At 59.1% G+C, this 11,531-nt stretch carries 9 protein-coding genes; 3 read left to right on the top strand and 6 right to left on the bottom strand.

All coding sequences use genetic code 11. The annotated features are described in order from the left end of the window. Positions 1-314: 314 nt before the first annotated feature. Positions 315-1,214: a CHAP domain-containing protein gene (locus IRZ24_RS10665; protein ID WP_297163732.1), complete on the top strand. Its 900-nt coding sequence runs from the start codon at positions 315-317 to the stop codon at positions 1,212-1,214. Positions 1,215-1,488: 274 nt separating this feature from the next. On the opposite strand, the gene IRZ24_RS10660 is transcribed toward IRZ24_RS10665, so the two are convergent. The 4 genes from IRZ24_RS10660 to IRZ24_RS10645 form a co-directional block, all read right to left on the bottom strand. Continuing rightward, the gene (locus IRZ24_RS10660) at positions 1,489-2,508 is read right to left on the bottom strand and encodes an SMP-30/gluconolactonase/LRE family protein (RefSeq protein WP_297163730.1); all 1,020 of its coding nucleotides are present in this window, start codon (positions 2,506-2,508) and stop codon (positions 1,489-1,491) included. A gap of 207 nt (positions 2,509-2,715) precedes the next feature. Then, positions 2,716-4,185, bottom strand: a complete 1,470-nt coding sequence (gene mtaB / locus IRZ24_RS10655; RefSeq protein ID WP_297163728.1) for a tRNA (N(6)-L-threonylcarbamoyladenosine(37)-C(2))-methylthiotransferase MtaB — start codon at positions 4,183-4,185, stop codon at positions 2,716-2,718. Positions 4,186-4,518: 333 nt separating this feature from the next. Continuing rightward, positions 4,519-5,346 carry a DUF2085 domain-containing protein gene (locus IRZ24_RS10650; protein WP_297163726.1) on the bottom strand — a complete coding sequence of 276 codons (828 nt, stop codon included), beginning with the start codon at positions 5,344-5,346 and terminating at the stop codon, positions 4,519-4,521. A gap of 49 nt (positions 5,347-5,395) precedes the next feature. After that, entirely contained in the window at positions 5,396-5,656 is a 261-nt protein-coding gene (locus IRZ24_RS10645; protein ID WP_297163725.1) for a glutaredoxin family protein, read from the bottom strand. A gap of 287 nt (positions 5,657-5,943) precedes the next feature. On the opposite strand from IRZ24_RS10645, the gene IRZ24_RS10640 reads away from it, so the two are divergent. After that, positions 5,944-8,259, top strand: a complete 2,316-nt coding sequence (locus tag IRZ24_RS10640) for an RNB domain-containing ribonuclease (RefSeq protein ID WP_297163723.1) — start codon at positions 5,944-5,946, stop codon at positions 8,257-8,259. 28 nt (positions 8,260-8,287) lie between these two features. On the opposite strand, the gene IRZ24_RS10635 is transcribed toward IRZ24_RS10640, so the two are convergent. Both IRZ24_RS10635 and IRZ24_RS10630 read right to left on the bottom strand, forming a co-directional pair. Then, positions 8,288-8,809, bottom strand: a complete 522-nt coding sequence (locus tag IRZ24_RS10635; protein WP_297163721.1) for an OsmC family protein — start codon at positions 8,807-8,809, stop codon at positions 8,288-8,290. Positions 8,810-8,998: 189 nt separating this feature from the next. Then, positions 8,999-10,432: a cellulose-binding domain-containing protein gene (locus tag IRZ24_RS10630; RefSeq protein ID WP_297163718.1), complete on the bottom strand. Its 1,434-nt coding sequence runs from the start codon at positions 10,430-10,432 to the stop codon at positions 8,999-9,001. A gap of 376 nt (positions 10,433-10,808) precedes the next feature. Here IRZ24_RS10630 and IRZ24_RS10625 point away from each other — a divergent pair, with 376 nt between their 5' ends. Beyond that, complete coding sequence (locus IRZ24_RS10625; protein WP_297163715.1) at positions 10,809-11,273, top strand: OsmC family protein; 465 nt, start codon at positions 10,809-10,811, stop codon at positions 11,271-11,273. Positions 11,274-11,531 lie beyond the last annotated feature (258 nt).

Raw genomic sequence — 11,531 nt, 5'->3', positions numbered from 1 at the left:
CCCCCATGTTCCTCCCCCCTTACACTCATCACCTCGTCACAGGCTGCTCTTGCCTGGCCTGGCTCCTTTGGCTGCTCGCCCCTCTCGATTTTCGAGGAAGATCCGGTTGTGTAAGCGGCTCATCAGTAAACAGTTAAATACATCATAAAGTTGATCTGATCAATTTGGTGAGCACTTTTATAGTAAAACCGTAACAGATCGCGGATGTCGAATCACTATCGGCCTGCAATTGCGACGGTAAGTCATGTCAGCCAGGCAAAGTAAGCATGTTCTGGTTGACTAGTGATAGTTGCAACTTGCGAAGGGACGAGACATTGCGAGTACACCAACGAATCTGGCATTACCTGCAAAAACGGCAGCAAGCTGAGTTTCTGAGAAAGAGACGCGCGCTGGCGGCCTTGGTGTTGCTCCTCTCGGGAACAACAGCCAGCGCAGCGCAGGCACCGCTAGAAACTCAAGTTGACTGCTTGCATCTCAAGCCAGCCGTAACCCGTGGGGCGGTCCAGACCTGTCATGTCTGGGGAGCTGCCCCAGCCGGTGTAGAAGCTGGTAAGCAACAGCAGCGATCCCAGCATCTTTTCCCCAGCAAGGAGCCGCAGCCAGGGGAAGCACGGACGCGGCGCGCTCCTCGGCCTGCTCACAAACCGGCGTCGGCCCGTCAGCCCCGTCGAGCGAGCCAGTGGACGCCGGCTCCGATTGCGAGACAATCTCAGTCTGTCCTGGCCGTCCCTGATGCCTCCGCGGAGGCAAACCAGGCAAGCCCCCCGCCTCCGCCAATTGCCACGCCGGTGCCTCCTGCGCCACCGGTCTCTACTCCAGAGCCGATTACAGGCCCGGCGGGAGGCAGCGATCAGGGCAGCGCTGGCGGCAATGTATTCCCCTACGGACAATGCACCTGGTGGGCCAATCAACGCTATTTTCAGCTTCATGGGATCTATGTTCCCTGGCGCACTCAGGCGGATGCCTGGCAGTGGGTAGCCCGCGCCTACGAGTTCCACTGGCACGTTTCGCGCGATCCTGTGCCAGGCGCCATTATTGTGCTGCAGCCAGGGGTCGAAGGGGCCTATGCCTTGGGACACGTGGCAGTGGTGGAAAAGGTACTGGGCCAGGGACGTGTCTTGGCCAGCACGATGAACTGGGGAGCCACTCCCTGGAAAGTCCAGTACGTTGTGTACAGCGCTGGTCCTGGTGTCGCCTTTATCTATAGCAGCTAGTTGCGACCAGGACCAGGCAGAAACCGGATTGAGGACTGAATGAAGAGGGGCGATTGCAGGCCACGCCGGGCCGTCAACGCCTGGCTCACTCTGTCCGTGATCTCCGGCCAGCAGGATGGTGCCCCGGGCCAAGCTTGATCCATCCACACATACGGACATCCGTCCTGCTGGCCTATCTGCCTGAAGGGCGAGCGCTCTAGCCAGAGGCAATGGTGAACTCATCCCTGGCCTGTGAGCCATTCCTTTTAATAATAAAATAAAGGGGAGGAGAAAATCAGGGCAGCGTCAACAGGCCGAGCTGATTGGCTCCTGCTTCCGTAAACCAGACTTGCCGTTGACTGATCGCGCTCACCCCGAAAGGAAAGCTACTCGTAGTAGGTACCAGGTAGTAGAGAAAGCGCTGCTGCTCTGGAACCAGGCGAGCGATAGCGTTGGCCGCTGCCACGGTGACCCAGACGCTGCCGTCCTCCAGGGAGAGGCCATAGAGACCACCCGATGAGCCATCTGGCGTTGGTGCGTAGTAGCGAGTGAACTGATGATTCAGCGGATTGAAGCGGAGCAGTAGATTATGCGCGAAGGTGGTGACCCAGACCTGGCCCTGCTGATCAACAGCGATCTCCATCGGCATCGCCCCTGCATCGGGCGTCACAAAGGTCGCAATCTGCCCCGTACGGGGATCGAGATACCCGATCCGGTTCTGGCTTGATTCTGTGAACCAGAGATGGCCGTAAGCGTCGCTGGCCAGCCCATAGGGGTTCAGCTGCTGCACCGTATGGTGGGATGCGAGAGGATACTGACGCAGCTCGCCTGTTGCTGGATTCAGACGCCCCAAGGCATCCGCATTCATTTCAGTAAACCAGACCTGGCCCTGCCGATCTAAGAGCAGCTCGTTAGGAGCCACCGGCAAGGTCAGCTCTTTCCCCTTGTGGGCTGGGTCCGGAGCGGTCACTGTCGGCAAAGGGTAGAGACGGAAACGGCCGGTGCGAGGCTCATAGTGGCCGATATAGTTAGCATACTGCTCGGCGAACCAGAGCGTGCCATCTTGGGCCACCGCCATGCCCATCAAGCCACCTCGCCCGCGAGGGGGAGCCACGGTATGCCAGCGCGCGCTCTGCGGATCAAACATGGCGATCAGATTGCTGGCCATGACCCCAAACCAAACCCGGCCCTGCTGATCGACTACGGGCCGCATCAGCATATCGCCCTCAGCATGGCGCGTCAGCGGATACTCGCGGATGGTTGCCGCCTGCACCAGAGCTGGCACTGTTCCTGGCCGGCTGATCAGGGTTGGCACAGCCGTGGCTCTTGCCGATGCTGGCGGCTGGCCAGTGGCCGACTGAGCGCTGCCGCAGCCTGTCAGGATCAGCAGCAGGGCGAGTAACAGTACGAAGCATCCACGATGGCTGGAAGGGTACAGACAACAAGGCAACCGTCTGGCTCGCACTTGTTCCAACTCAGGCATGCGGCTAATACTGGGCATCAGTTCCACCCTCGTCCGAGGCTAGGCGACCTCCCCTAGAAAGACTCCGCGAGCCCCATCCTCGGTCAGGTGCTCCAGGCGGACCAGCACAAAGGTGTTTTGCCAATTGCGCGTCTCGGACTCCGGCAGTTGTTCTACCTCTACGCGCACGTAATTATCGGTCAATCCCTCCCAGTAGCCTTGCTTGCGCTGTTCCAAGAGCACCTGAACGGTCTGACCCAAGAAACGGCTGCGAAACTCGCGCGACAGCTCCGAAGCCAGCGCTAGCATGCGTTCACTGCGGGCCTTCTTGACTTCCTCTTTGACTTGTGAGGACATGCGGGCTGCCGGTGTGCCCTGGCGTGGCGAGAAGCGGAAAACATGGCAGCGGGCAAAGTGCAGCTCCGCGGCCAGAGCATAGGTGAGAGCGAAATCCTCCTCGCTCTCACCTGGGAAGCCCGTAATGATATCAGTACTAATAGCGATATCTGGAATCAGGCGGCGAGCCGTTGTGATAATCGTGCGATAGCGCTCCGTCGTATAGCGCCGTCCCATGCGACGCAGAATAGCATCCGAGCCGCTCTGCAGGGGCAAATGCAGATGACGGCAGAGGCGCGGGTTTTCCCACAGCTCCAGCCACTCCAGGCGAAAGTCTTCCGGCTCGAGCGAAGAGACACGAATGCGGGCAATCGAGGTCTCACGGAGCAAAGCAGCCAACAGGTCCCCAAGGTCTTGCTGAGGATTCTCGGGGGGGTGGTAATCGCCCAGGTGAACCCCTGTCAGCACGACCTCCTTGTAGCCCGCACGGGCTTTACGCCTGACCTGCTCTACCACTGAGGCGATGCTACGGCTGCGTGAGCCGCCACGCACATAAGGAACAATGCAGTAAGTGCAGCGATTGTCGCAGCCATCCTGAACCTTGATCTGGGCGCGTGTGCGTGAGAAGGGAGGACGCCAATTCTCGGGCAGTGTCAGGGACGAGAGACTATCAGCGTTATCGGGGACGGGGTCTTCATCGCTAGTGCAATCGCTGCCAACGTGGTAGCTGTCAAGTGGCAGCATAGGCAAGGCTCGTCCCGAGCCACGTCCCTGCTGCCGATAGCCGGGCACGACGGTCATGGCCTTGTCCTCCGCACTGCGCTTCCCTTCCCGAAGTCGCTGGCGAATGGCCTCCACCAGCGACGTTTTGCCACTGTTGCCGACCACCAGATCAACGCCAGGCAAAGAGGCTAGCGCCTGCGGATTGGCCTCCGCATAACAGCCCGTCACCACCAGGAGAGCCTGAGGATGGCGACGATGCACCTGGTGGATCAGTGCCCGCGAGCTGCGATCACCCAGATGGGTGACCGTACACGTGTTGACAATATAGACATCCGCCGGCTCGTTGAAATCGTGTTGCACGAAGCCAGCAGCATGCATTTGCTCACTGATTGCTTCGCTATCGGCCTGATTGACCTTGCAACCCAACGTGGCAATAGCAAATGTGGCTGGTGCGCGTTCTGAAAGGCTCATACGATCCCCAACTCTCTCCAAAGCTCGGTCCATACGGTTAAGCTGAGCAGTCGGCTCACCAGGATGGGACAGCTCAACTGGCCTTCCTCCGGGCACAGGCGAGCAGAGGGAGCGAGCTACGCTGTCGGGCATTGCTCTTTGCAGGCAGAGAGAGTATCTAACAGAGAGCCTTCCACTGTCAAGCGGCCAGGGGAAAACTCTTGACTGACTTTCACTGTGTCGCACCCGCCAGTCTGATAGGGGCGTTTCCCGGGTCCTGCCCTCTGGGGTTCCACCCCACTCTTGTTCTGCTGCCTGCCAGAGAGAAAGACCAACCCGTTGGACTGCTTTCCCTCACTCGCTATCTCGCTGACTTAGTGGTACGATGGCCTTGGGAACCTCCAAGGCGCTGGTCTGTGTGGCTGCGCCTGGCTGCAGAGTCATCTCCCGATCTTTCAAGCTAGCCGTCGCTTCCCCTTCGGCACTGGCCGCCTCGCTCGGCGGCGCGCCAGCAACACTGGCAGGAGAAGAGATCAGCGCGAGATGAGGTACAGCAGAAGGCGTGGCGACAAAGGACTGGGAAGCCAGCGCGCGCCGGAGCTGCAGGGCGGCGGCCATCTCGGGGGGCACGACAAGATTGCGCTCGATCAGGGGAAGCACAAAGAGCACGTTGCCCAGTCCGAAAATCGTGCCCGTCAAAACGCGCAGCAGAGGCGTGCTCTCACGCCAGCCGAACATCTGCGTGAAGCCATCCAGAGCGATCGGCAGCAGCGTGAAGGCCCACAGCCACCAGGGGATACCAGGCAAGCGACGTTTGCTCAGGAGGAAGGCCAGGGAACCCACAAACATGGAGGCATAGATCGAAAAATTGCGCTCACACATCCCCAGGGGGTGGCCGAAAATGTAGAAGGAGTGAGAAGGTATCTGAGCACAAATGAGATGTAAAGTAAAGTAGATGGGACGAGCTATTGTATCCAGCCCAAAGTAAAACAGAAAAGGGACGCTTACCGCCAGCAGTACAATGCACCCTAGCAGGGCAGTTACCCCATGAGCCCAATAACGCAGCAACAGGACCCCCAAGCCTTCCGCGAGCGCGTTCCAGCGGGAGGCAGACCGTTGGGGCACAGGAGTAGGGTGAGCGAACGGCTGAGGGAGTGGAGAGACTCCCTGATCAAGGGCCATGAGCCTGATCCTCCTCTTCTCACTAAACAGATAGGGACAACAGCGATACTCAAAGCAGATGGAAAGCCCTTACCAGATCGCGGTATTCAATACGCCCTTCCAGCATCTGCCCATTCACGATAATGACCGGGATACGATAGCGATACAGCTCGAACAATTCAGGATTGCCGCGAATATCGATCTCAGTCAGGTCGAAATCTACCTGGCTGGCAAGATCTTCCAACATCTCGCGGGCCTCGTCGCACAGGTGGCAGCCGGCTTTCGTATAGAACGTCACCTGTGGCGGAGGCTGCTGCTTTGGCCGACTCACGCTCTTGACTCCATCCTCATAGCGCTTGCCAGTCTTCTCACAAAAGGGAAATGATCCCCGAGACTGACCAGTGAGGTTCCACCTCAGCGGACATGATACCACGCTCACCGGGTTGGCGACAAGCCAGAAATGGGTGTCTTTGGAGAAAGTGCCGTGGATATGCTGCAAGATAGGCCGTATCCCTATATACAGCCTTTGGCTCTGTCTATGGATCTTGATTAGTGATATAATACAATATGTTCATCGCATCTTCTGCTGCCAAGTAACGTCGAATGTGAGGAAGTAGGATGGCAACTGACGCAGCTGAGAGAGAGAGAAGCAGCAAGCGCTTTTCGGAAGCAGCCCGGGCTGAAGCCAGGGAAGCCATTGGCAGGCTGACCGCTCTGTTGAAGGGGCGACCGCAGGTAAAGGGGATCACCATTGACGGCCCGGCCTCGCGCGATCTTGACGATGCCCTCTGGTTAGAACCGCTGCCCGCGGGTGGCGCGCTCCTCCAAATCAGTATCGCCGACGTGGCCTCTGTAGTCACCCCGCAGCTTACCCCAGCGCTGGAACGCGAAGCACAGCAGCGGGCCTTTACGCGCTATTATGCCAACCATACTGCGCCACTGCTGCCGCGACTCCTGAGCGAGGACCATCTAAGCCTGCTCGAGGGGCAAGCGCGTCCCGCCCTGACCCTGACCCTGCCGTTTGACGCTGAGTGGCAGCCTGGCGAGCCGCATCTTACGCTCACCTGCTGCACAAGCGTCAAGCGCCTCTCCTACGCGGAGGCAGATGCTTTGCTGAGCGAGCCGGAAGGCCCTCTTGGAAGCATGTTACGGGCCTTATATCGTCTTGCTGAGCAACTCTTCCAGCTGCGGCGAGCGCGTGGCTCGCTTGCTCTCTATGATCTGCATCGTGGCTGGGCCACCAGCGAAGAGGGCTTTCTCCTTCCGCTCAGGAGCGAGCAACGACATCGCTCTTATCTTCTGATCCAAGAGTGCATGATTCTGGCCAACCAGATCTTTGCTCAGCTCCTGGCCCAGCGTGGTCTACCAGCTCTCTATCGCAATCATTGTTCCAAACCGATCGCCCCCGCAGGAGAGGTCTTACGAGAGCTGTTAGAGACAGCCTTACTGCGGCCCGATCAGGTACGACCGGAGCAAGTCAGCGCGACTATTCAGCTCGTTGTCGAACGTGCCACCTATGCGCCAACGCTGCGCGGGCACTTCGGTCTCCAGCTACCGGCTTACCTGCATCTGACCTCGCCGCTCCGGCGCTATGCTGACCTGGTCAATCAACGGATTCTTCTCTCCCTAGTCCAACCGGCGGAGGCCCCGTCGATCCCTGGGCGCGAGGAGCTGGAGAAGATCGCCAGCCATCTCAACGAAGTTGAGCGGAGCCTCAAGGAAGAGAAACCGGCCTACTTCCTTTCCCTGTACGAGCAGCAGCTCCAGCGACAAGTTGAGGAAGCACTTGCCCAACAGGGAGCAAGTCCCCGCCCCCTTGCGGGAATGGACGCACGCCGCTTTCATAGCCTCATACGTATCGCGGCCCAATCGCAGCTCCTGCCGCCAGTCATTGAGGAGGAGATTCTCGCCCGCTTGCAGGCTGACGCCCTTGGCCCGCACGACCTTTTCACCCTCCTCTTTCGCTTCCCCACTGCTGACCAGGCCTGGGAGCGGATCAGACGGGCTGCCCTCTCTTCCCTATGTCGTCAGCCGCAGCATGCGATGAGCCTGCTGGCAATGGGACAGCAGATACTGGGCTGGGAGGCCCCTCTCTACGAAGAGAAGACCAGCTCTGGGAAAGGAGAACCCCCCTCGTTTACCGCCTGTGCCAGTCTGTGCCTGGCTGGCCAGTGTTACCGCTCAGCGACCTATCGTGCCCAGCGCAAGGATCGGGCGCGTCAGCTTGCCTGCGCCGATCTGGTCGTCAGAATAAGCGGTCTTGGGCTGGAAGAGGAGCTGACGCCCCTGCTCCAGGCCGCCGCTGGCCCACCCTGCCCGAACACCGTAGCCAGGGGATCTCAGGAGAAGGAGCGTGAGGAAGGGGAGCAGGAGCAGCCGACCAGGAAAGAGAGGCCAGGGCCAGTGGCCGAAGAGATCAGCAACTATAAGGGAACGCTGCAGGAGTTGGCCCATCAGCAGCGCTGGGGCGCACCGTGCTATCGCCTGCTTGCCCGCAGTGGTCCGGCCCATGCCCCCCATTTCATCGCAGAATGTGAACTGACCATCGCCGGGGAGGGCTATCGGGCAAGCGGCCAGGGTTCAAGTCGGGTACGTGCGGAGCAAGAGGCCGCTCGCAACCTCCTGCTGCGCCTCCCTCTGGCGCCTGAGCAGCGTCAAGCCCTACTGGGGCTTACCGAACATTCGGCCATGCGCCTGCTGAATGAATTGCTTCAGCGCCGGCGCATTGAGCGTGTCGAGTATGCCTATACACAGGGTGGTCTCCCACAAGAACCCGTATTCACCGCTACCTGTCTCGTCACCCTTTGCTCCGGGCACCTGGTCCACACGAGCGCTGAGCGCAGAACCAAGCGCGCCGCAGCCAGAGCGGCAGCTTTGGAAATGCTCAAAGCCTTGCGCACCCTGATGGATGAGCAAGGCTTTGAGAACCACTGAGCGTGTCGAGAGAGCAGGGCACAGAGACTCAATCGGAGAGAAGCGTGGCGTGTAGGGGAATAGCCTTCTCGATCGTTTGTCCCACGGGCGAAGTACGTAGGACGTGCTGATGAAGCTCCTCAAGTACCTCCTGTGGAGCATCAGCTTTCAAGTGCACGCGCACATCGATGCCAGAGTAGCCGGCATGCCCCTCTCGCAAACCAAGAAATACGGGCAGATCGATATGGCCTTCTAGCTCAACGCGTAGCTCTTCAATCTGAATACCACGCAGAGCAGCGTTAGCTGTGTAGCCGATGGCCAGGCAGCTTCCTAACGCACCAAGCAGCTGCTCCACTGGATTAGGAGCGGTATCGCTGCCTCCGAGCGCCTTGGGCTCATCCGCATAGCTAGGAGGGAGATCGCGGATACGAATCTCATTCAAAAAGCCGCCTCGCCAGGTTACTTCGGCCTTCCAGAGCGTGTCACCAGCCGCCGGCTCCTCCTGCAGCTTTGTGCGCAAGGCCGCGATGGCCGCGGTATCGACACCGTTCACCGTCGCAGATGTGCTCACCTGATCCTCCAAAATTGACTTAATGGATCAAGAAAATCAACTTTGGAGTAAGTATACGGTAAGGATGGCTGGCTGTCAAGGGGGAGGGAAATAAGAGCTTCCCCACTTCGCCCCAAAGGGCGAAGTGGGGAAGCTAGCTGCGAACAGCAAGCCACTGGCCTGCTAGCGGAGCAAGGCCGAGCGAGATGGCTAGCTCGTTGTATAGGTCACAGGTGTGTAGGCGTTCGGACAGGATGAGCCGCAGCTACTGGGGTAGCTAAAGTAGTAGATGCGGCCATTGTTGATCAACTGGTTATTGACATCGTAGACGCGGATCGCGTACTGATTGCCGCCTGGGGTGGTAGGCAGAATCACATAGTCATTGCCCATATCGGCATCCATCTGAGCATGGACCCAGGTACCATTTTGATAGTAGTCGACCCCGTGGATGCCATTGGGCAGATGGGTGATCGAGATGGCTGACCAGTAAGGATTTGCGCCCTGCAGGAAGGCGATGCGAATATCGCCTGTATAGTTCGGCGCTGGAATGAACTGCCAGCTAATCTGGCGATTGTTCCAGGCGTTGGGATACATATTGCCCACCGGCTGGCCATTGATCTGGAACTGGTTCAGCGCGCGCTGGACAATATCCAGGTGATAGGGATCGTCGCGACACCAGGCATTACCGTCCTGGCAGCTATCGGCCACCACCAGATCGAGAGTAGCGCCGGTATACTGGTCATTGACCCAGGTCCCATTGCGGCAGAAAGGCTGGTTAGGAGCCCCGTCGTTAATACCAGTACAGTAGGCTCCGATGGTCACACGCACCCAGCGCCCGCAATTCAGACCATTGTCAAAGGCGCCGATCAAGTTGGCGTATTGGGCTGAGATGGGACGCGACAGATAGGTACTGTAGTCGCCCGGCGTATTTTGCACATTCAGAGCCACGTAGTAGGGAGAGTCAGTATAGCCCTCGGGGACGCCACAGCCGCCATAAGGGCCTCCCACACCGGAGAACCAGGTAGCGTTACCCGTATGGACGCCGTCCAGCGGCAAGGTAGTGCTGGCAACCACGGGAATCCCTGGTGTGGGTGTTGAGGTCGCACTAGCGGTGGCCGTCGGCGTCAGGGCCGGGGTAGGCGTAGGCGTCGGAGAGGGAGGCGCGGCGCTTGGCGTTGGCGTCGGTGTGCTGCCCGGCGTAGCCGTAGCGCTGCCGCCACTGTTGCAAGCGTTACCATTCACCGCGAAGTTGGTCGGCACCGGGTTGCTCGTGGTCCAGGTCCCATTGAAACCCGGATTGACGGTGCCGTTGGCCGGAACGGTACCGTTCCAGCTCGCATTAGTGACAGTCACATTTTGTCCCGATTGACTGAAAACGCCATTCCAGCCCTGAGTGACGCTCTGCCCACTAGCTGGGAAGGTAAAGGTCAGTGTCCAGCTGCTCCAGGCGGAGCCACTGGTATTCTGAATCACGATGTTGGCTCCGAAGCCACCAGGCCACTGGCTGGTAATGGTATAGGTGACCTGACAATACGAGGCGGCATAACTGACGCGAGCCCGGCTCAGCAGGCCGGCTGCCAGCGCACAGATCACTGCTACCGTCAGGCCGATCAATAGGAAGCGCGAGCGTCCAATACTCCTCATTCCGCTTCTCCTTGCACAGTGAGGCCAGTCGTGAGCCGGGCTGGCAGGCCAGCAGTTATGACCGACGCGAAACTGCCAGCCCGACCCAGGTGCTTCTGCCTCAGTATAAAGGAAAGGATGCTGTCACAGCCAGAACAGGTAGCAGTCATCTATAAGACAGTGATCGCCTCAATGGCCTCCGGCTGCTCAGACTAGGCAGAAGGCGCCTCGGTCCTCAAGAGAGCAGACCCTATGGCTGAGCATGCTACAATCAAGACAAGTAGGCTAGGCAACGAACCGGCGTGCTTGCTCCACCCCGACTAGGGGGACCGGACGGCACAGCCTGGCAGGGGCCAGCCAGATGGACAAAAGGTGAGCAGACTGCGGAGGGAGCACAATGGCATTGGCTTTGGCGGCGCGACTGCGCCTACAGGAGGATATGACTTTTCTTGCGGAAACGAGCAGAGGAAGCTTGTTGCAGCTGGCGGCGGCTGCCGAGCAGGGGAGAGAAGCAGGAGAGCTGCGCCCGATGGAGCTGCTGCCTGTGGCTCTGGCCGCTTGCATGGGCATCACAGTTCTTTCCATTCTACGCAAAAAACGTCTGCGAATTACTGCTTATGAGGTCGTTGTCCAAAGTGAGCGGACAGAGCACCATCCACGTGTCTTTACTGCCTTTCATCTGGAACACCGTATTGCAGGCATTGCTCTCGAACAGGAGGTGATTGAACGCGCTATTGAACTCAGCGAGAGCAAATATTGCCCTGTCAGCGCCATGTTACGCCCTGCGGCCTTGATCACCAATAGCGTCACGCTCCTGAGCGCCGCTGAGCCTGGGGAGAACTCGGCTGAGGCAGGTTCTTAGGCTCTCAGCAACAGAGATAGCGCCTCGGGGGGCCAAAAAGGGGCTAGAAAGAGGCTTGTCAGAGGCTCCCGGAAACGGTATGATAGACGCATCTCGATGCCAATGCTGCAGACACAGAATCCCGACGTGGCAGTTCCGGGGCGGGAGAGGGGCCGATCCGGCAAGGTGCCCGTGACAGCGTTGTACAGGCCCAAACGGGGGTACCAGGTAGGGGCGGCTCTGGGGGCTTCTTCCCCCTGTTCTTCCTCTCTTCCCCTG

It is taken from the genome of Thermogemmatispora sp. (genome assembly GCF_019683755.1).
Lineage (GTDB): Bacteria > Chloroflexota > Ktedonobacteria > Ktedonobacterales > Ktedonobacteraceae > Thermogemmatispora.
This window is presented reverse-complemented; position numbering and strand designations above follow the sequence as displayed.